This window comes from Pseudomonas sp. Sample_22, from assembly GCF_004307635.1.
Classification (GTDB): Bacteria; Pseudomonadota; Gammaproteobacteria; order Pseudomonadales; family Pseudomonadaceae; genus Aquipseudomonas.
The window spans coordinates 330,409-349,338 of the sequence record NZ_RCNY01000081.1 but is presented as its reverse complement, the minus strand read 5'-3'; the positions used below and the strand labels follow the sequence as shown (position 1 = coordinate 349,338).

Here is an 18,930-nt window from a genome sequence, read left to right as displayed (position 1 = left end):
GCCTCCCATTTTCCTTGCAACCGACATCGTCAGATGGTGTGAACCAATCGCGAGTGTCCGGGCTCCACCAGGAAACATCTGCCATGGGCTAGTGAAATGAATGCCTTCAAAGATTTGCTGTCGCCGGCTCAGGAATTGAAATTGCGCGCACTCGATGCCTGGCATCGCGCGCTGGAAAACAAGCGGCTACGCATGGATTGTCCTGATGCCTACCATGAAGAACTGCTGCGTCGGTCCGATGAGATGGATCGTCTGGGTATAGTCAACTGGGCCGAATGGCGGGACTTGCGCAGAGAGGCCGACCAGGCGTATCTGCGTGCAGTCGCCGGCGAAGACTACCACTGAGGGTTTTCCTGGAGTCTTCGGCGCCTTCACATATCAACCGATCAATCATTTCGTGAGTGCTGCTCATGCCCATCGCTGACGATACCGTTGAATACTTGCGCGATAACGCTCTGGTGCTGACAACGGCCGAATCCTGTACTGCTGGCAAGATCGTGACGTTGCTGTCAGAAGTTGAAGGTAGCGGCGAATTCATCGAGTGCGGTTATGTGGTGTATTCGCCACAAGCCAAGCAGCGCGTGTTGCATGTCAGCCCGCGCACCATCGAAACGTTCAATCTGACCAGCGTGGAAGTTGCCAGGGAAATGGCGCTGGGTGCTCTGCGAGACAGTACCGCCAATGTCGCTGTGGCCACCACTGGCATTCTCGGGCCTGAAGATGTCGACGGCATACCCGCCGGTACCATTTGCTTTGCCTGGGCGTTTCAGTCCGCTGGTGAACATTGCCTTTTCAGCCACGAGCATCGGTTTATCGGTTCTCGTTGTGAGGTGCAAACCCAGGCAACTGAATACGCTTTGCAATGGCTGCCGCACTTTCATCGTCGCCTGATGAGTGGCGAACAAGGTTGAAGCCTGATGAACGACGATTCAGAACATCCGGATTTGAGCAGTCGTAAATATCCTGTCCGTGAGGATATGGCTTTTCAATTGAGGGTCTGGCGCTTTGAGCGCCTGGGTTGGTACTTGCTGGTTTTATTGATGCTGTTGGGCCTGGCGGGCCTGTTTTCCCGAGGGCTGCTCAGTTCCAGAGAAGCTCGCAGCGAGGATGGCAGGGTCAGTGTCGAATACGAGATGTTCCATCGCAATGGCTCCACCAACTCAATGAAAATCAGCGTCAGTGGTGCTCCGGAATCGACAATCGCGCTGGAGCTGGCGGGGGAGATGCTGCAAGGCTTCAGCATCGAAACGCTACAACCTGAGCCGACACGCACCCGCAGTTCTGATCAAGGCATTCGGCTATGGGTGCAAACCGATCCCCAGGGCCAGGCGAATCTGTTCATTACTCTGCGAGGCGATGGGCTGGGATTATTCCGCAGTCGCATCGTTGTGCCCGGCACCCATGACGTGAACCTCACCCAGTTCATTTTCCCTTAGGTGACTTATGGATTCGGTATTGCGTGCGGCCGCGATGTATTTAGCGCTGTTGGTGCTGTTCAAGATCGCCGGCCGAAGGTCATTGGCAGAACTGACGACCTTCGACTTCGTGCTGTTGATGATGATGGGTGAGGCCACCCAGCAAGCGCTGCTCGGGGACGATTTTTCCCTGACCAACTCAATACTGGTGATTGTGACCCTGATCGCCATCGACGTCGGGCTCTCATTGCTCAAACAGCGATCCAGCTGGATCTCACGGCTGATTGATGGCGAGCCGACGATCATCGTGGAGAACGGTAAGCTGCTGCATCGGCGGATGCGTCATGCCCGGTTGGTGGAGGCCGACATCATGGAGGCTGCACGCTCCAGCCAAGGCATTGAAAAACTGGAAGAAATCAAATTCGCGATCATTGAGCGCAACGGCAAGATTTCGATCATCGCACGAGAAAACTGATCCGCCTCATCACACAGCCGTTATACCTTGAGCCACCTCGTCAACCATTGATCAGTTGTAATCAATGAAAACGGAACCGTTGCTTGCCGCTCATTGCCCCTATTCAAAAGGAATCCCTGCATTAGCCGAGGAGTACCGACATGCGAGCAATGACTTATCACGGCGCCCACAAGGTCAAGATCGAAACCGTTCCGGACCCGATCATTGAGCAACCTGACGACATTATTTTGCGCGTCACAGCCACGGCCATTTGCGGCTCAGATCTGCACCTGTATCGCGGCAAGATTCCCACGGTTGAACACGGTGATATTTTTGGCCATGAGTTCATGGGCATCGTCGAAGACGTCGGGCGGTCGGTCACCGAGGTGCAACGCGGGGACCGCGTTGTCATCCCCTTCGTTATTGCGTGTGGCGACTGTTTCTTTTGCCAGCAGCAACTGTACGCAGCCTGCGAAACCACCAATGACGGGCGCGGCGCCAATCTAAACAAGAAATCCATCCCGCCGGGCGCCGCGTTATTTGGCTATAGCCGATTGTATGGCGGGGTTCCCGGTGGCCAGGCTGAATTGGTGCGGGTGCCGAAGGCCAATACCGGCCCATTCAAAGTGCCCGGCACACTGGCGGATGACAAGGTGCTTTTCCTGTCGGACATCCTGCCTACCGCCTGGCAAGCGGTGGTCAATGCGCAGATTGGCAAAGGCTCGAGTCTGGCGATTTTCGGGGCAGGGCCGGTGGGGTTATTGAGCGCTGCGTGCGCGCGCATGCTCGGTGCCGAACAGATTTTCATGATTGATCACCATGACTACCGACTGGCGTTTGCCGAGAAAACCTACGGTGTAATCCCTATTAATTTCGATGACGACGATGACCCGGCCGACACCTTGATTCGCCAGACCCGGGGCATGCGTGGCGTGGATGCGGTGATCGATGCCGTGGGATTCGAAGCCAAGGGCAGCACTACCGAAACCGTGCTGGCGACCCTAAAACTCGAAGGCAGCAGTGGTAAAGCATTACGGCAGTGTATTGCCGCCGTGAGGCGCGGCGGAGTGGTGAGTGTGCCGGGTGTCTACGCGGGGTTCATCCATGGTTTTCTGTTCGGTGACGCGTTCGATAAAGGCCTTACGTTCAAAATGGGCCAGACTCACGTGCAACGCTATCTGCCCGAACTGCTTGAACATATCGAGCTGGGTCATTTGCGTCCCGAAGAGATCATCACTCACCGTATGTCGCTGGAGCAGGTAGCTCAGGGTTACGAGATTTTCGACAAGCGCCAGGAGGATTGCCGCAAGGTCATCCTAATTCCCGGAGCACCGGTGGAACCATTGACGGCGTCGATTGAACCGGGCGTGGGTTTCGCTGACCGTGGAGTGCCGAGCCTGTAGATGATCAGTTCAATTTGCTTACGTTGAGTGACCCTCATGGAAGCGACTGAGTCGGCGCTACTGGCAGCACGTCTGCAGTTTTCGATCACCATCAGCTTCCATATCGTGCTGGCCGCACTCACCATCGGTCTGGCCAACTTTCTGATGGTGCTCGAAGGCCTGTGGTTGTGGCGCGGAAAAAAGATCTATCTGGATGTCTACCGCTACTGGTTGAAGATATTCGCCCTCACCGTGGCGGTGGGCACCGCATCAGGCCTGATCCTGGAATATCAGTTTGGGTTGAACTGGTCGCGTCTTGCTACGCAGGCAGGCGACATTCTCGGGCCATTGATGTTTTACGAAGTGCTGGCGGCATTTTTTCTCGAGGCAGGTTTTCTGGGCATCATGCTCTTCGGGTTGAAGAAGGTAGGCCCTCGGGTGCATTTCTTCGCTACCTGTGCGGTGGCGTGCGGGTCGCTGATCAGTGCCTTCTGGATCCTCTCGGCCAACTCCTGGATGCAAACGCCGGCCGGGTACGCCATCACTGACGATGGCCGTTTTATTGCGCAGGATTGGTGGGCGATTATCTTCAATCCATCGTTTCCCTATCGGTTGGTGCACATGACGTTGGCGGCGATGCTTGGCACGGCGACTCTGGTAGCCGGCGCCAGTGCCTGGCAGCTGTTGAGGGAGCCCGCGAACCCGCGAGCTCGCCTTCAATATTCCATGGCGCTGTGGACGATCATCGTGCTCGCGCCCGCGCAAATCGTCGTCGGTCACTTCCACGCTGAGCACAGCCTTACCGTTCAGCCGCACAAGGTGGCGGCAATCGAAGGTTCCTGGACGCGTCCACCTGAAGGGGCGGGCGAGCCCATGCGCTTGTTTGCAGTGCCGGATATGGCCGCAAGGCGTAATCACTGGGAACTGGCGATTCCCCGATTAGGCTCGCTGTATCTGCACTACAACTTGACGGGCACTATCGCCGCGCTGGATGAGTTTCCAGCCCAGGACATTCCGCCAGTCCCGATTGTTTTTTTCGCATTCCGGTTCATGGTCGGGCTCGGTCTTTTGATGCTGGGGCAGGGCATGGCTGCTTGGATGCTGGCGCGACGGCAACGGCTGTTCAATACGCGCTGGATGATGCGCGGTTGTGTGTTGTTGGCGCCGGCCGGGTTTGTGGCCATGCTCAGTGGCTGGGTGGTGACGGAGGTGGGCCGCCAACCATTCACGGTCTACGGCCTGCTGCGCACGGCTGACAGTTTGTCGCCGGTGTCGCATCAACAGGTGGCGGCCTCGACGTGGTCGATATTATTGTTTTACCTGCTGATCTTCGGCATTGGGCTCTGGGTGCTCCTGCGAATCCTGCGCAAGCCTGCGCACGAGGATCAACCCGGGCCGCAACCCACGCTGGCGGATGAGACCGGTGATTCCTGAGGAAGCGCAACGATGTCGGGCATCGACTGGATAACATTGCTGGCAGCGGGAGCCTTGGCGTTCTCGGTCTTGAACTATGTGATTCTCGACGGGACCGATCTTGGTGTCGGGGTACTGCTGGGATTGACCCGTTGTGCCAGGCATCGGCGGGCCATGGTAGTGACTATCCTGCCGATCTGGGATGCCAATGAGACCTGGCTTGTGCTCGGCGGCGGTGGTCTGCTGGCGCTGTTTCCAATGGCTTACGCCATTTTGCTACCGGCGCTTTATCTGCCCTTTATCGTGATGTTCCTGGCCTTGATCCTGCGCGCGGTGGCTTTGGAGTTTCGTGACTATGCGCCTAACGACATGATCAAACGCTTTGTCGATGGCTTGCTGTTGTGTGGTTCGCTGTTGACAGGCGTGGCCCAGGGCATTGTGCTGGGTGCACTCATGCAGGGCATACCCAATCAGGATGGACAGTACGCCGGGGACGGACGGGAGTGGTTGGGTTTGTTTCCAGTGTATTGCGGTGTCGTGCTGGTGACGGGCTACACATGGCTGGGTGCCTGCTGGTTGTATTGGCGCACTGAAGATCAATTGCAGCGACGATCTCGTTTGCAGGCCCAGGTCCTGGCGATTGTTACAGTTTTGCTGCTGGCAGTGCTGGTCGCCTGGACAACGACACTGGACGCTCGATATGCGCAGCGGTTGTCACAACCTCTTGTCTGGGGACCGGCCTCGGTTCTGTTCATTGTCCTGGCAATTGCCTTCGCCCTCGGCTGGCGAAGCCGCTGGGATTGTATTCCGCTGTTTGCCGCATTAGGCGTTTTTGTCCTGGCATTCGCCTTGATGATCATCGCCATGTACCCGTTGATCGTCCCACCCAACCTGACCTTTCAAGCCGCCGCTTCCAGTCCCGCCAGCCAAAAGTTCATGCTGGTTGGCTTCGCCGTGCTGATACCGGTGACGCTCATCTACAACACTTATGGCTTCAAGGTGTTCAGCGGCAAGATTCACCCCATCCGAGATTGATGGTTGAACCGTCGAGGTTGTCATGCGGGAAGCAGCGAAGGAGATCCTTTGAACCCTCAACCGATTTACATAGGTTGCGCGGGCTGGAATGTCGGGCGCGAACATGCACCGCAATTTCCTGCGCAAGGCACCCATCTGCAACGCTACAGCGCACAGTTCAATTGCGTTGAAATCAACAGCTCGTTTTACCGACCGCACCGGCATCAGACTTACGTGCGCTGGGCTGAGTCGGTGCCGGCAGGGTTTCGCTTCAGCGTAAAGATTCCCAAGCAAATCACCCACGAACTGCGCTTGGCGAATAGTGAACCGTTGCTCGAAGAGTTCCTGGGTCAATGCTGCGGATTGGGCCAAAAGCTGGGTTGCCTGTTGGTACAGCTGCCGCCGTCACTGGCGTTTGACGAAGCAGTCGTAGAGGTGTTTTTGACGGCACTGAGAGTGCAGTACTCAGGCCCCGTGGTACTGGAACCCCGGCACCCGTCCTGGGTGGAGGCTGGCGCCTTGCTGATGGCATACCGGGTGAGTCAGGCAGCCGTTGACCCCTCAAGGATCAGCACTGACGTGTCTCCGATGGGCACACTGGACGTGCAGTATTGGCGTCTGCATGGCTCGCCGCGCATGTACTTCAGCGCCTACGAACCGAGCTATCTGAAAAGCCTTGCGCGCACTCTGCGGGCTGCCGCTGCCAAGGGCATGAGCGTTTACTGCCTGTTCGACAATACCGCCAGCGGTGCCGCGCTGGGCAATGCGTTGGAACTGAAGACGTTACTCGCATCGGCTGATTGAATCCGTTCACGCATGCCGTTAAGCAACACCTGAAGGTTCAATGAACTCCTGCCAGCCACCTGCCTCTGAACATCAAGAGCTCGTCAACGCGCATTCAGCTGCTGCATTTCGCTCTTAGCACAAGCACCTGCCTATTGAGTCATTACCTGGGAACGTCGGTCATGAACAACGCCGCACACTTCGAAAACCTGTTGGCCAGATTTGCCGCCCGGCCCGTGAACGCTGATGCGCAAAGTGCGCTGCAAAAGTTGATGCAGGAATTCATCGGTAGCGGATTCGCCTCCTTGCCTATGCCCGGCCAAGGCCGGACGCTGGAACGATGGCGGACGCTGGCGGCCGTGTCCGCCAGCGATCTGGCGCTGGCCAAGTTGTACGAAGGACATACCGATGCACTGGCGATCATGACAGAGCTTGACCCCGACGAACCCATCGCCAGCGGCATCTGGGGCACCTGGGCTGCCGAGCCGCACTTTACCCGGGTCAACATCATGGATCGCCAGCGAGACCAAGTGTATTTGCACGGGCGTAAAGCCTGGTGTTCCGGTGCGCAAATGCTTGATTGGGCATTACTGACGACCTGGGATGAGCAGCATCGACCACAACTGGTCGCCGTGGATTTGCGGCAATCGACGATCAGCATTGAGGCCGATGCCTGGCAGGCGGTTGGCATGAGCAATACGGCCAGCGTCGATGTTGCGTTCAAGGGTGCCTTGGGCCGATGTGTCGGCATGCCCGGCCAGTATGTGGATCGACCGGGTTTCTGGCAGGGCGGGGGAGGGATCGCCGCCTGTTGGTACGGCGCGGCGTGTGCGCTTGCCGGTTACCTTCGTGAACACTGTCGCCAGCCCTGGCACGACGCACATGCCGCCGCACACCTGGGCGCTGTCGATGCGGCGCTGTGCAGTGCTTCGGCCTGCTTGAAAGATACGGCGATGTGGATCGATGCCAACCCCGGGCAATCGGCGCAACTGCCTGTCCGGCGATTACGTGCCCAGGTGGAACTGACGGTCAGTCTGGTGCTTGAACATGTAGGGCGTGCACTGGGCGCCACACCGTTTTGTCGCAACCCGCACTTTGCCAGGCTCGCGGCCGACCTGCCGGTGTTCGTCCGGCAAAGTCATGCCCAGAAAGACCTTGCGGCGCTGGGCGAAATGATCGCTGCGCAACCGTCGGATGGGTGGCGCCTGTGAGCGGTGAAGCGGCCGCTCAGGCAGAAAGCCTCATTCGGGGCAGGGGGACCACGCTGGCTGAGTGGCAGGCCTGCCCGTTGCTGGCTCAGGTGCAGACCATCACCTATCAACAACTGATCCCCGAGGGGCGGCGTGTGGTTGTAGTGGCTCCACACCCTGACGACGAAATCCTTGGCTGCGCAGGCATTTTGGCCGGCATGAAAGGCAGAGAGGCCGATGTGGTGATGGTTGCAGTCACCGATGGCGAAGCCAGTCACCCCGGTTCGCGGCAATGGACTGCCTCTCGATTGCGTCAACAGCGCCCGCTGGAAAGTCAGCACGCCCTCGAGCGATTGGGGCTCGACACCAAAGCATTGAACTGGCAACGATTGGGGCTGCCGGATAGCGCGGTGGCGGGGCGGGAGGGGCCGTTGGTCGAACGGCTGCTGACGCTGATTGAACCTGGCGATCAGGTGGTGACTACCTGGCAGTCGGACGGGCACTGCGATCATGAAGCGACCGGCAGGGCCGTGGCGTTCGCAACATCACAGCGCCAAGCCTGTTTGATCGAGGTGCCGGTCTGGGCGTGGCACTGGGCACGGCCACAGGATCCGAGAATTCCCTGGGCGCGTGCTCGCAAGTTGATGCTTGATGCGCAGCTCGTGGAGAAAAAACGCCAGGCGATCAACGCCCACGTTTCTCAAGTCAGTACCGAAGGCCGGTCCTCGGCAGTCCTTGATCAAGAAACCATTGAGCGACTTTTGCAGCCCTTTGAACTGGTGTTTCTATGAGCGTTTCGCCTGATTATTTTCAGCAACTGTTCAACGCCAGTGATGACCCCTGGTCGTTCCGCACCCGCTGGTACGAAAAACGCAAACGCGAACTGATGCTGGCGAGCCTGCCGCGCCAGCGTTATCAGCGCGTTTACGAGCCCGCCTGCGCCAACGGGGAATTCAGTGCGCTGCTGGCCGAGCGCAGTGAATCGCTGCTGTGCCAGGACATCATCGACAAGGCGGTGACGCTTGCCCGTCGTCGGCTGAGTCACTTGCCCCATGTCCGGGTCGAGCAGGCACGCATTCCCGAAGACTGGCCCGACGGTACGTTTGACCTGATCGTCTTGAGTGAAGTCGGCTACTTTCTCGATGCCAGGGCCTGGCGTCAGGTGATCGAGCGCACGTTGCTCAGTCTCGATGCGCAGGGCGGGGTGCTGGCGTGTCATTGGCTGCATCCGTTTGAAGGATGCTCACAGGACGGCCGAGACGTCCATGCAGCGCTTGCGCAAAATCTGCAGCTGCATCGTCTGGTGCGTCATGAGGAAGCTGATTTTTTACTGGAATACTGGAGCCGCAACCCCGCCTCGATTGATCTCGCCGAAACCTGCGAATAATTACAGGGCCAACGACTTCAGATAGTCGCCAAAGCCTTCACGACAACGACAGTTTTTCCGTGCGCTGGTGGTTACCCGGTTGCTGGCTGTCCACATGATGTTTGCACCGCTGCGCTCAAGATCCGAGACCAGTTGCACATCTTCGTGGGCGGCCAAGGCCTGGAAGCCGCCAGCTCTGCGATAAGCCGCCGAGGAAACACCAAGATTCGCCCCGTGTATATGCCGGTGGCCGTCCATGGCGTGGTAGTTGGCGTGGTAGCATTCGCGCACCCGTCGTGGGTGTTCGGACCAGTCGCTGACCTCAACCAGGCCACACACGGCATCCGCGTTGAACCTGATCTGGTCAGCCAGCCAGGCTTTGGGCACTACCGTATCGGCATCGGTGAACGCCAGCCAGCGTGCGTCAACTCCCAGCAAGTGTTCTGCGCCGTGTGCCCGCGTTTTTCCGACGTTACGGTGGGTGCAGGACAAAGTCATCACGTCATAGGACCGGGCGATGTGCAGTGATGTGTCCGTGCAGTCATCCAGAACGATCAGGATCTTTACTTCTTCATCATCAAGGCCCCGATGCAACGCCGCCTCCAGCAATGACTCGATGCATTGGTTCAAGTGCCGCTCTTCATTGTGCACCGGGACAATGACTCCAATCATTTGAAGACCTCCATACGCCAGCGCTCATTATCTGGCTATTGGATGTCGACCGATGCGCATGACGTTTGGTTGCAATGAACGTATGAAGGCGTGTTGTATTACCTGCTCGCAAGCCAGCTATCGACAGCGCTCTACACCGTCAATTTCCGGCTGAACTTGGTTTCCATCACGATATGCGAGGCGGTGTGCGCAACCCCTTTGATCATGTTGATCCGGGTGAGCTCGGCGTTGAGTTCGCTCAGGGTCGGCGTGGCGATATGAATGATGAAGTCGGACTCGCCCGACACCGCATACACGGCCTGCACCGAATCCATCTTGCGCAGTGAGGTCATGACATCGGTATAGCTCTTGTTGGTGCAGGAGGTCATGGTGAAACAGTTGATGGTCTGCTGGAGCCTGTTCTGGTCGATGCGCACGCTGTAGCCAGTGATCACGCCGGCCTTTTCCAGACGGCTGATGCGCTCCTGGACAGAAGAGCGAGAGACCTCGAGTTTGCGTGCCAACGAAGCGGTGGGCTCGCGGGCATTGGCCTGCAGCAGGCCCAGCAATTGCCGGTCCTTTTCAGTCAGGTTGAACAGTGGACCGCCGTGCTGCACATCCATGAACGTGATCTCGCTCGGATTCAATGTTTATGAGTCGCCCTGCGTTGAGAGCGTGACTCCTGGAACATATCCATTATCTTCAGGCCTGCATATACCGTCTGCGCCGCTGCCGGGCCGAGCGGGCCGCCGTTCCACTCCAGCCCATAGGCATCGAACAAGCGGTAGCGATCGGTCTCGCCGCAAATGGCTTCTGCAATGACGCGGCCGCCGATAGGGGCGGTGTTCATACCATGGCCACCAAATGATGTACATGCCCATAGCCCTTTCCCGAGCGGGCCGATGTGCGGCATTTTGTGCCTTGCATAGCCCATCAGCCCGGACCAGGCTTTTTCGATCTTGATGCCGCGCAATTGCGGGTACACGTCAAGAATGTCGTCGGTCAGCAACTGCCCCAGGCGCTTTTCATCCTGCAGGTTCCGGGTGGTGATACGCCCCCCCCAGAGCAGGCGGTCACCCTCGACGATTCGATAATAGTCCGAGGCCCGGCGATTATCGCCCACGGCATCGGTGGTGCTAACCGAATCGGCCAGACGCTCGCCCAAATGTTCGGTCAGCACCGCGTAGGTGGCGATCGGCAGAAAGGCGCGGCGCAGCTTGCCGAACTCAGGACCACCGTAACCGCCACAGCAATACACCACGTTGGCGCAATCGACGGTGCCCTTGTCGGTGACGACTCGATGCCGTCCATTGCGGCTCTCGACCCGGACCATGGGCGAGTGTTCATGAATCTTGCCGCCGTGGCCTTCGATGAGTTGAGCAAGACCCAGGCAGTAGTTCAACGGATGAAAGTGAAACCCGTGGTTATCGCGCAGGGCTTGGAAATATCGTTCGGTCTTCAACTTTTCACGCACGGCCTGGCGGTCGAGGTAGTCGAGGTGGAAGTCAAAATCCGTGGCCATTTTGTCGCGCAGACGCTTGAGGTTATCGCCATCCTCGTAACGCACCACACTCAGTTTTCCTGGTGTTGGTGCGCAGCCGGGCAGGTGGTGGCGGGCGATCATCTCGCGGACCGTGTCGACACCTTCGAGGGAAAGTTTGAACAACGCAGCGGCTGTCGATTTTCCACAGCGTCGCTCGATGGATGACAAGCCTTCGGACCAGCCCTGAAGGACGAAGCCGCCGTTACGCCCCGATGCCCCCCAGGCAACACGACCGGCCTCGATCAGCACGACGGACTGCCCCCGCGATATCAGTTCCCAGGCAGTACTCAGCCCCGCCAGACCTGCGCCGATGATGCAGACATCGGCCTGGACGTTGGCCGACAGCGCCGCGCGCTGAGTCGTAGCGTTCATGGTGGCGGTGTAGTAGTTGTTGTTATAGGTGTGCATGGGGTCGGTTGTCCTTTTTCGCGGCGCAGACATGCAGCGCGCCGCGTCGAGGACGGGCGCCTGCAGTACTTCGGCTTATTGCCTGTGGAATTTATTGCACTTTGGTGAGATCGGCGCCGTACCATTTTTCAGACAGTTGCTTGAGCGTGCCATCGGCTTTCATGTCTGCAACGGTCTTGGTCAGTACGCTGTTGAATGCTTCATCGCCTTTATCCACGGCGATGGCCAACGGTTCGTAGTAAGCGGGTTTGCCTTCCACTCTGACGATGGGATAGCCATTTTTGACGGCAGCGACAACGGTAGGAAGGGCGGACAGGGTGGCGTTGATCCTGACTCCGTTGCCCATGCGCAGGTCATCGAGTGGGCCCATGCTGTCGCCGTATGTCTTCACCTCGCCAGGGGTGACGTCGTAGGTGTACGCCGGCACATCGGCGGCGTCGATCTTGAGCCGATGATTGATGTAGTCCTCCGAAGTCGTGCCGGCTTCGACGCCGATAACCTTATCGTTCAAATCCGCCGCTTTCGTTCCGGCCGCATCCTTGTGCACTGCGAATACATAGGGCGTGTAGTAATAGATTGCGGGGAAGTCGAGGACTCGGGAACGCTCGGTGGTGGGCGTCATCGAACCGACCGACAAGTCCCAGCGATTCGACCAGCGACCTGCGGTGATGATCCCGTATTCGGGGGTCACGAAATCGATCTTGCTTCCCAGCCGTCGACCGATTTCAGTGGCGACATCGATATCGAAACCTTGCAGTTTATTGTCCGGTCCCAGGAACGACTGCGGTGGCCAGTTTGCCGCGGTGGCCACTTTGATCACCTTGGTTTCATGGATGCGATCGAGGGTCGAGCCTGCCCAGGCGGCGCCTGCGCTGAGCGTAACGGCGGTAGTGACAGCGGCGGCGGTGAACAAGCGTGTAATCGAGATCATGTAAGCCTCCAGGTAGCTTGAGTGCGTTTCTTGTTGTTTTTGTCGGTACGACGATGCTTCTCAGTGGCTGAGAATCTGTGAGAGAAATTCCCGGGTGCGTTCGTGCTGCGGGTTCTCAAAAAACTCGGTGGGTTTGGCTTGCTCGAGGATGCAGCCCTGATCCATGAAGATGACTCGGTCGGCAACCCGTCGGGCAAAGCCCATTTCGTGGGTGACGCACACCATCGTGATGCCGTCGTGGGCCAGTTCACCCATCACATCCAGCACTTCCTTGACCATTTCCGGGTCCAGCGCGGAGGTGGGTTCGTCGAACAACATGATGCGTGGTCGCATGCAAAGGGCGCGGGCGATGGCAACGCGTTGCTGCTGACCGCCCGAGAGTTGGCCGGGGTATTTGTCCGCCTGGTTGCCGATCCGCACCCGATCAAGGTATTCGCAAGCCAGTTCGCGCGCCTCGGACTGACTGAGCTTGCTCACCAGACGCGGTCCGAGCATGAGGTTCTCCAGCACCGTCATGTGCGGGAACAGATTGAATTGCTGGAAGACCATACCGACCTGGCGCCGGATGTTCGCCACACAGGCGGCATTGCGGGTCAACTCGACGCCGTCGATGAACACCTGACCTTTCTGGAAGTCTTCGAGCAGGTTCAGGCAGCGAATCAATGTCGACTTGCCGGAACCAGACGGTCCGCACACGACCACGATCTCGCCGCTGGCAATGTGCAGATCGATGCCCTTGAGCACATGAAAATCGCCATACCATTTATGCATCTCGTGAATCGATACAGCGGGATACGGGGCAATGACGGCTGAAGCTGACGGCTGATTCATCCTGATGCTCCTGATTCAGCGGTGGGCGCGATTGAAGTGCTTTTCCAGGCGGGCCTGGACGGTTTCCAGCACGATCGAAAGCAGCCAGTAGAGCACTGCTGCGGTGATGAGCATTTCCAGGTGACGGAACTCGGCGCGGCCCTGGGTTCGTGCCAGGAACATCAGCTCCCAGACGCCGATCACCGAGACCAGCGAACTGTCCTTGAGCATCGAGATGAATTGGTTGCCGGTCGGCGGGATGATCAGGCGCATGGACTGCGGGAGAATCACCCGGGTCATCGTTTGAAACGGGTTCAGGCCAATCGCCCGGGAGGCTTCCCACTGTCCCCGCGAGATACTGCTGATACCCGCGCGGAAGATCTCCGTCATATAGGCGCCATAGCACAGCGAGAGCGCCAGAATCCCTGCCGGGACGGCACCCACCACATAACCAAGCTGTGGAATGCCCAGATAAATGAGGTAGATCTGGATCAGCAGCGGAACGCCGCGGAAAAACGAGGTGTAGAAACTCGCGATGGCGATGGCGAAGCCGTTGGAAGACAAGCGGGCTGTAGCGCCCAACAATGCCAGGACAAAAGCAATGGCAATGGAAATCGCCGACACGTAGACCGTGGTGAATACCCCTTGGGTAATCATGAAACCCACTTTGGTGGCGATGAAACTGTAGGAAAGATTGAAGGTATCGAAGAATAAAAGGAACAGCACCAGCAGTTCGCACCAGACCGTAATGATCTGCGCCCGCAACGGAAACCGGCCAAGGATGAACAGATTCAGTACAACGGTGAGGGTGAAGGTGCCGCCCACCGCGATGTCTCGCGCCAGAGGTGCTTGCAAGTCGAGGACGATCGGCCCCATCAAATTGGACAGCCGGCTTTCACCGACGCCGCAGACCAGCGTGATAATGAAGATGACCGCTGCGACTGCGCCCATGAATAGCGCGCTGTCAGTCATGCGGGCCTTGACGATATGGTCCTTGTACATGGCTTACGTACCTCAGGGTGAGTCCCTTTATTGTTGTAAGCCAATTATGGGTGTGCGAAATGCCGGGCGGGACCCTGCAAAATGCTGGAGTTATCGGTATTTACTGGCATATCAGCGGGTGTCACCCCTACATCTGACGGAAACCACCGACAGTTACAGCGGGACAGGGAACAGGCCGGTCAACACCAGGGGCACTGTCAATTTCAGCGGCGAGTAGGCGCCATGAACCTCGATTACTGAAAGGCCGTTAAAGGCAGCTTTTGCTCACTGCTCTTTCGATATGCGGCCAGTGAAGGCACAATGCGCATCCTTTTTTGGCTGGCCTTGCCGGAGGCCTCGAAATGATCAAGACACCGTACTACCTCATCGATAAACAAAAGCTTCTGCTCAACATGCAGAAGATTGCCTACGTGCGTGAGCATTCCGGGGCCAAGGCCTTGCTGGCACTCAAGTGTTTCGCCACCTGGTCGGTGTTCGACCTGATGCAGCAATACATGGACGGCACCACGTCTTCGTCGCTGTACGAGCTCAAGCTCGGTCGCGACAAGTTCGTCGGTGAAACCCACGCCTACAGCGTGGCCTGGGCCGATGATGAGATCGAGGAGATGCTCGACAACTGCGACAAGATCATCTTCAACTCGATCAGCCAGCTGCAGCGCTTTGCCGAACGCTCGCAAGGCAAGACCCGCGGCCTGCGGGTCAACCCGCAAGTGAGCAGCTCCGATTACCTGCTGGCCGATCCCGCGCGTCCGTTCAGCCGTCTGGGCGAGTGGGACCCGGTGAAGATCGAAGGCGTGATCGAGCAGATCTCCGGCTTCATGTTCCACAACAACTGCGAGAACGGCGACTTCGGCCTGTTCGACCAGATGCTCGGCACTATCGAAGAGCGCTTCGGTCCGCTGTTGCACAAGGTCAGCTGGGTCAGCCTGGGTGGTGGCATTCATTTCACCGGCGAAGGCTATGCGCTGGATGCATTCTGCGCGCGGCTCAAGGCCTTTTCGCAAAAGTACGGCGTGCAGGTCTACCTGGAGCCGGGCGAAGCGGCGATCACCAACAGTGCTTCGCTGGAAGTGACCGTGCTCGACACCCTGTACAACGGCAAGCACCTGGCGGTGGTGGACAGTTCCATCGAAGCTCACCTGCTCGACCTGCTGATCTATCGCCTCAACGCCAAACTGGCACCGAGCGAGGGTGATCACACCTACATGGTGTGCGGCAAGTCCTGCCTGGCCGGCGACATCTTTGGCGAGTACCAGTTCGAGCGTCCGCTGGCCATCGGCGATCGACTGTCGTTCATCGATACCGCGGGTTACACCATGGTCAAGAAAAACTGGTTCAACGGCCTGAAAATGCCGTCCATCGTAGTGAAACAACTCGACGGTACAGTCGAAGTGGTTCGCGAATTTGGTTATGAAGACTACCTGTCCAGCCTTTCGTAAAGCGGACAATTTGAAGGAGAGCTCAAGCAATTGAAAAAGAACGTTCTTATCATTGGTGCAGGAGGTGTCGCCAAGGTGGTGGCCCACAAGTGCGCGCAGCACAACGATGAACTCGGTCGTATTGCTATCGCGTCGCGCAACATCTCCAAATGCCAGGCCATCATCGAAAGCGTCAAGGCCAAGGGCAGTCTCAAAGTGCCCGCCGAAATCCAGGCCTTCGCGCTGAACGCCATGGATGTGGAAGCGACCAAGACGCTGATCCGCGAAACCGGATCACAGATTGTCATCAACGTCGGTTCTTCCTTCCTCAACATGTCGGTGCTGCGTGCCTGCATCGATACCGGCGTGGCTTACCTCGACACCGCCATTCACGAAGAACCGGGCAAAATCTGCGAGACGCCGCCGTGGTATGGCAACTACGAGTGGAACCACCTCGAAGAATGCCAAGAGAAGAACATCACCGCCATTCTCGGCGTGGGTTTCGACCCGGGTGTGGTCAACGCCTATGCAGCGCTGGCGCAACAACAGTATTTCGACCGCATTGATTCGATCGACATTCTCGACGTCAATGCCGGCTCCCATGGCAAATATTTCGCCACCAATTTCGATCCGGAAATCAATTTCCGCGAATTCACCGGGCAGGTGTGGAGCTGGCAGAACAGCCAGTGGACCAGCAACACCATGTTCGAAGTCAAGCGCACCGACGACCTGCCGGTCGTAGGCTCGCAGAACCTGTACCTGACCGGTCACGATGAAGTGCACTCGCTGTCGAAGAACCTCGACGTGCCGAACGTGCGTTTCTGGATGAGCTTCGGCGAGCACTACATCAACGTGTTCACCGTCCTCAGAAACCTCGGCCTGCTGTCCGAGCAACCGGTCAAGACCGCCGAAGGCCTGGAAGTCGTGCCGCTGAAAGTGGTCAAGGCCGTGCTGCCTGACCCGAGTTCGCTGGCGCCGGGCTACACCGGCAAGACCTGCATCGGCGATCTGGTCAAGGGCACCAAGGATGGCCAGCCGCGCGAAGTGTTCATCTACAACGTCGCCGACCACGAGGAAGCCTACGCAGAAACCGACAGCCAGGGCATTTCCTACACCGCTGGCGTGCCGCCTGTCGCCGCAGCCCTGTTGGTCGCCCGCGGCGAGTGGGACGTGCAGCGCATGGCCAACGTCGAAGAGCTGCCGGCTGAGCCGTTCCTCAAGGCGCTGGATGTAATGGGCTTGCCGACCCGCATCAAGGACGAAAAGGGTGACCGTCCCTGGAACTGAAACGCCAGAGACTCCCTGAACACAGGTGAGTCTGGTCTTTGGTTCCCTACAAAAAACGCCGCTCTTTGAGCGGCGTTTTTGTGTGTGGCAATCCCATGCTCAGGTTCTCTGCCCGACGCCTGATAGCAGGAGGCTGCTAAATGACCTACGCTCAAACGCGGCAGTAAACCGGCGGGTGTCTCTACATTTGCGTATCTGATCAAGACATCCAGGGCAAAGTTGATGTTGGTCGGGAGCGACGAATGATGAAATCGGAATATTCAACCCGCATGAAATGGATCGCCATCGCTGCCGCTTCGGTGGCTTTTTTAGCGGGCTGTTCCAGCAAGAATGATCCTGTGACCCAGGCCGAGACAGCCGATGCAGCCAAGGGCATTGCGGCACCCAGCCTGGCCGAAACGAAAGCCATTGCCGAAGAAGCCTTTATCTATGGGCTGCCCATCGTGATGAACCACGCGGTGATGTATGAATACGCCGTGGACAAAAGCAGTCCGCAGTTCAAGGCTCCCTTTAATCAAATCAAGAATGAGCCCCGTGTCTTCACTTACCGGGATACGGCTATTGTCACACCCAACAGTGATACCCCTTATTCATTCCTCTGGATGGATTTGCGCACCGAGCCCATGGTCCTCACGGTTCCGGCCGTGGAGAAGAGGCGTTACTACTCGGTTCAATTGATTGACGGCAATACCTACAACTACGGTTACATCGGCAGCCGCACCACGGGTAATGGTCCGGGTAACTACATGGTTGTCGGACCTGATTGGAAGGGCACCACCCCGCCAGGCATCAACAAAGTCTTCTATTCGACTACGCCATTTACGTTGGCGGGCTACCGGACCCAGCTGTTCAACCCCAAGGACATGCCGAATGTGGTCAAGGTGCAGTCGGGCTATAAAGTCCAGCCGCTGTCGGCATTTTTGAAACAGCCGGCACCGCCTGCATCACCCGTCATCAATTTCACTTCAATCAGCACGACAGGGATCAAAGAGAACTTCTTTGATTATCTTGATACCGCGTTGCAGTACGTGCCGGTAACGCCGGAAGACAAGGGCATCCGGACTCGAATCGCGCGAATCGGCATCGGTCCGGGCAAAAGTTTTGAGTTCAAGGAGCTTTCGCTCGAGCACAAGGCCGCAGTCCTGCTCGGCATGAAGGAGGGGAACGAAAAGGTCGACAAGTGGTTGGCCGGCGGACTCAAGAATGTCAACGGCTGGGGCATTGGCTCGTACTTTGGCGATCGCCATTTTTATAACGGCGACTGGTTGAAGCGGGCAGGCGCCGCCAAGGGGGGCATCTACGGGAACGATTCAGTGGAAGCCACTTATCCCATTACGCGCACAACCATGACCGGCGAGCCACTGGACGGCAGCAAACATGACTACAAGCTCACGTTCCCGGCGGGGCAACTGCCGCCAGTGAATGCCTTTTGGTCGGTGACGATGTATGACGGTAAAACACAGCTGTTGATCAAAAACCCGATCGACCGTTATCTGTTGAACTCGCCGATGCTGCCCGGCATGAAAAAGAATGCCGATGGGTCGCTGACGCTCTATATACAGAAAAACTCGCCCGGCAAGGCGCTCGAAAGCAACTGGCTGCCGGCGCCCAACGGTCCGATTTATCTGGTGATGCGCCTCTATTGGCCTAAAGAAACACCGCCTTCAGTCCTGCCGGCGGGTGAAGGCAGCTGGAAACCGGCGGGTGTCGTGGTATCGAAATAAAACCTGGCTGCATGCATGTACACCGTTAGCAAACTGTGGCGAGGATTTGTCGGATCGCCGCACCGTCCCGCTGGAGTGCGCAGCAGCCCCTTTTAGGGCCGCTTCGCGCCGGAGCGGGAGCTAGCTCCCTCGCCACAAG

General features: G+C 57.9%; 20 protein-coding genes. 14 read left to right on the top strand and 6 right to left on the bottom strand.

Features of this window, described 5'->3' with window-relative positions; genetic code table 11:
• Positions 1-96 precede the first annotated feature (96 nt).
• From D8U73_RS21455 to D8U73_RS21405, 11 genes are all read left to right on the top strand, one after another.
• Positions 97-345 carry a hypothetical protein gene (locus D8U73_RS21455; RefSeq protein WP_130905717.1) on the top strand — a complete coding sequence of 83 codons (249 nt, stop codon included), beginning with the start codon at positions 97-99 and terminating at the stop codon, positions 343-345.
• A 65-nt stretch (positions 346-410) separates the two neighbouring features.
• A complete protein-coding gene (locus D8U73_RS21450) occupies positions 411-911 on the top strand; it encodes a CinA family protein (RefSeq protein WP_130905716.1) in 501 nt (166 codons plus the stop codon).
• A 6-nt stretch (positions 912-917) separates the two neighbouring features.
• Complete coding sequence (locus D8U73_RS21445) at positions 918-1,436, top strand: hypothetical protein (RefSeq protein ID WP_130905715.1); 519 nt, start codon at positions 918-920, stop codon at positions 1,434-1,436.
• A 7-nt stretch (positions 1,437-1,443) separates the two neighbouring features.
• Complete coding sequence (locus D8U73_RS21440) at positions 1,444-1,890, top strand: YetF domain-containing protein (protein ID WP_130905714.1); 447 nt, start codon at positions 1,444-1,446, stop codon at positions 1,888-1,890.
• Positions 1,891-2,030: 140 nt separating this feature from the next.
• Positions 2,031-3,272, top strand: a complete 1,242-nt coding sequence (locus D8U73_RS21435; RefSeq protein ID WP_130905713.1) for a zinc-dependent alcohol dehydrogenase — start codon at positions 2,031-2,033, stop codon at positions 3,270-3,272.
• Between the two features lie 36 nt (positions 3,273-3,308).
• On the top strand, positions 3,309-4,685 hold the full coding sequence (locus tag D8U73_RS21430) for a cytochrome ubiquinol oxidase subunit I (RefSeq protein ID WP_130905755.1): 1,377 nt from the start codon (positions 3,309-3,311) through the stop codon (positions 4,683-4,685).
• A 12-nt stretch (positions 4,686-4,697) separates the two neighbouring features.
• Positions 4,698-5,699, top strand: coding sequence for a cytochrome d ubiquinol oxidase subunit II (gene cydB / locus D8U73_RS21425; RefSeq protein ID WP_130905712.1), 1,002 nt, complete (start codon positions 4,698-4,700; stop codon positions 5,697-5,699).
• A 48-nt stretch (positions 5,700-5,747) separates the two neighbouring features.
• The gene (locus D8U73_RS21420; RefSeq protein WP_241668542.1) at positions 5,748-6,482 is read left to right on the top strand and encodes a DUF72 domain-containing protein; all 735 of its coding nucleotides are present in this window, start codon (positions 5,748-5,750) and stop codon (positions 6,480-6,482) included.
• A 161-nt stretch (positions 6,483-6,643) separates the two neighbouring features.
• The gene (locus D8U73_RS21415) at positions 6,644-7,672 is read left to right on the top strand and encodes an acyl-CoA dehydrogenase (protein WP_130905711.1); all 1,029 of its coding nucleotides are present in this window, start codon (positions 6,644-6,646) and stop codon (positions 7,670-7,672) included.
• Positions 7,669-8,442, top strand: a complete 774-nt coding sequence (locus D8U73_RS21410) for a PIG-L family deacetylase (protein WP_130905710.1) — start codon at positions 7,669-7,671, stop codon at positions 8,440-8,442. The genes D8U73_RS21415 and D8U73_RS21410 overlap by 4 nt, the downstream gene beginning before the upstream one ends.
• Positions 8,439-9,038, top strand: a complete 600-nt coding sequence (locus D8U73_RS21405; RefSeq protein WP_056856531.1) for an SAM-dependent methyltransferase — start codon at positions 8,439-8,441, stop codon at positions 9,036-9,038. Before D8U73_RS21410 ends, D8U73_RS21405 begins: the two co-directional genes overlap by 4 nt.
• On the opposite strand, the gene D8U73_RS21400 is transcribed toward D8U73_RS21405, so the two are convergent.
• The 6 genes from D8U73_RS21400 to D8U73_RS21375 form a co-directional block, all read right to left on the bottom strand.
• Positions 9,039-9,689 carry a glycosyltransferase family A protein gene (locus D8U73_RS21400; protein ID WP_130905709.1) on the bottom strand — a complete coding sequence of 217 codons (651 nt, stop codon included), beginning with the start codon at positions 9,687-9,689 and terminating at the stop codon, positions 9,039-9,041.
• A gap of 131 nt (positions 9,690-9,820) precedes the next feature.
• The gene (locus tag D8U73_RS21395) at positions 9,821-10,291 is read right to left on the bottom strand and encodes an Lrp/AsnC family transcriptional regulator (RefSeq protein WP_056856897.1); all 471 of its coding nucleotides are present in this window, start codon (positions 10,289-10,291) and stop codon (positions 9,821-9,823) included.
• A 20-nt stretch (positions 10,292-10,311) separates the two neighbouring features.
• Positions 10,312-11,619 (bottom strand): FAD-binding oxidoreductase, encoded by a 1,308-nt coding sequence (locus D8U73_RS21390; protein ID WP_130905708.1) that lies wholly within the window; start codon positions 11,617-11,619, stop codon positions 10,312-10,314.
• A 91-nt stretch (positions 11,620-11,710) separates the two neighbouring features.
• Positions 11,711-12,550, bottom strand: a complete 840-nt coding sequence (locus D8U73_RS21385; protein ID WP_056856528.1) for a transporter substrate-binding domain-containing protein — start codon at positions 12,548-12,550, stop codon at positions 11,711-11,713.
• A 60-nt stretch (positions 12,551-12,610) separates the two neighbouring features.
• Entirely contained in the window at positions 12,611-13,381 is a 771-nt protein-coding gene (locus tag D8U73_RS21380; RefSeq protein WP_130905707.1) for an amino acid ABC transporter ATP-binding protein, read from the bottom strand.
• Between the two features lie 15 nt (positions 13,382-13,396).
• Entirely contained in the window at positions 13,397-14,362 is a 966-nt protein-coding gene (locus tag D8U73_RS21375; RefSeq protein ID WP_056856526.1) for an amino acid ABC transporter permease, read from the bottom strand.
• A gap of 341 nt (positions 14,363-14,703) precedes the next feature.
• Between D8U73_RS21375 and D8U73_RS21370 the strand changes: the two genes are divergently transcribed.
• The 3 genes from D8U73_RS21370 to D8U73_RS21360 all read left to right on the top strand — a co-directional run bounded on the left by D8U73_RS21370 (position 14,704) and on the right by D8U73_RS21360 (position 18,791).
• A complete protein-coding gene (locus tag D8U73_RS21370; RefSeq protein ID WP_056856525.1) occupies positions 14,704-15,801 on the top strand; it encodes a carboxynorspermidine decarboxylase in 1,098 nt (365 codons plus the stop codon).
• Between the two features lie 30 nt (positions 15,802-15,831).
• Positions 15,832-17,067, top strand: a complete 1,236-nt coding sequence (locus D8U73_RS21365) for a saccharopine dehydrogenase family protein (RefSeq protein ID WP_130905706.1) — start codon at positions 15,832-15,834, stop codon at positions 17,065-17,067.
• A 245-nt stretch (positions 17,068-17,312) separates the two neighbouring features.
• Entirely contained in the window at positions 17,313-18,791 is a 1,479-nt protein-coding gene (locus D8U73_RS21360) for a DUF1254 domain-containing protein (protein ID WP_130905753.1), read from the top strand.
• Positions 18,792-18,930: the final 139 nt, after the last annotated feature.

Coding starts and splice junctions, on each gene's coding strand:
- cydB (WP_130905712.1), top strand. CDS start 4,698: ATGTCGGGCATCGACTGGATAACATTGCTGGCAGCGGGAGCCTTGGCG.
- D8U73_RS21390 (WP_130905708.1), bottom strand. CDS start 11,619: ATGCACACCTATAACAACAACTACTACACCGCCACCATGAACGCTACG.
- D8U73_RS21360 (WP_130905753.1), top strand. CDS start 17,313: ATGAAATCGGAATATTCAACCCGCATGAAATGGATCGCCATCGCTGCC.
- D8U73_RS21400 (WP_130905709.1), bottom strand. CDS start 9,689: ATGATTGGAGTCATTGTCCCGGTGCACAATGAAGAGCGGCACTTGAAC.
- D8U73_RS21415 (WP_130905711.1), top strand. CDS start 6,644: ATGAACAACGCCGCACACTTCGAAAACCTGTTGGCCAGATTTGCCGCC.
- D8U73_RS21385 (WP_056856528.1), bottom strand. CDS start 12,550: ATGATCTCGATTACACGCTTGTTCACCGCCGCCGCTGTCACTACCGCC.
- D8U73_RS21435 (WP_130905713.1), top strand. CDS start 2,031: ATGCGAGCAATGACTTATCACGGCGCCCACAAGGTCAAGATCGAAACC.
- D8U73_RS21440 (WP_130905714.1), top strand. CDS start 1,444: ATGGATTCGGTATTGCGTGCGGCCGCGATGTATTTAGCGCTGTTGGTG.
- D8U73_RS21445 (WP_130905715.1), top strand. CDS start 918: ATGAACGACGATTCAGAACATCCGGATTTGAGCAGTCGTAAATATCCT.
- D8U73_RS21370 (WP_056856525.1), top strand. CDS start 14,704: ATGATCAAGACACCGTACTACCTCATCGATAAACAAAAGCTTCTGCTC.
- D8U73_RS21450 (WP_130905716.1), top strand. CDS start 411: ATGCCCATCGCTGACGATACCGTTGAATACTTGCGCGATAACGCTCTG.
- D8U73_RS21405 (WP_056856531.1), top strand. CDS start 8,439: ATGAGCGTTTCGCCTGATTATTTTCAGCAACTGTTCAACGCCAGTGAT.
- D8U73_RS21395 (WP_056856897.1), bottom strand. CDS start 10,291: ATGGATGTGCAGCACGGCGGTCCACTGTTCAACCTGACTGAAAAGGAC.
- D8U73_RS21430 (WP_130905755.1), top strand. CDS start 3,309: ATGGAAGCGACTGAGTCGGCGCTACTGGCAGCACGTCTGCAGTTTTCG.
- D8U73_RS21380 (WP_130905707.1), bottom strand. CDS start 13,381: ATGAATCAGCCGTCAGCTTCAGCCGTCATTGCCCCGTATCCCGCTGTA.
- D8U73_RS21455 (WP_130905717.1), top strand. CDS start 97: ATGAATGCCTTCAAAGATTTGCTGTCGCCGGCTCAGGAATTGAAATTG.
- D8U73_RS21375 (WP_056856526.1), bottom strand. CDS start 14,362: ATGTACAAGGACCATATCGTCAAGGCCCGCATGACTGACAGCGCGCTA.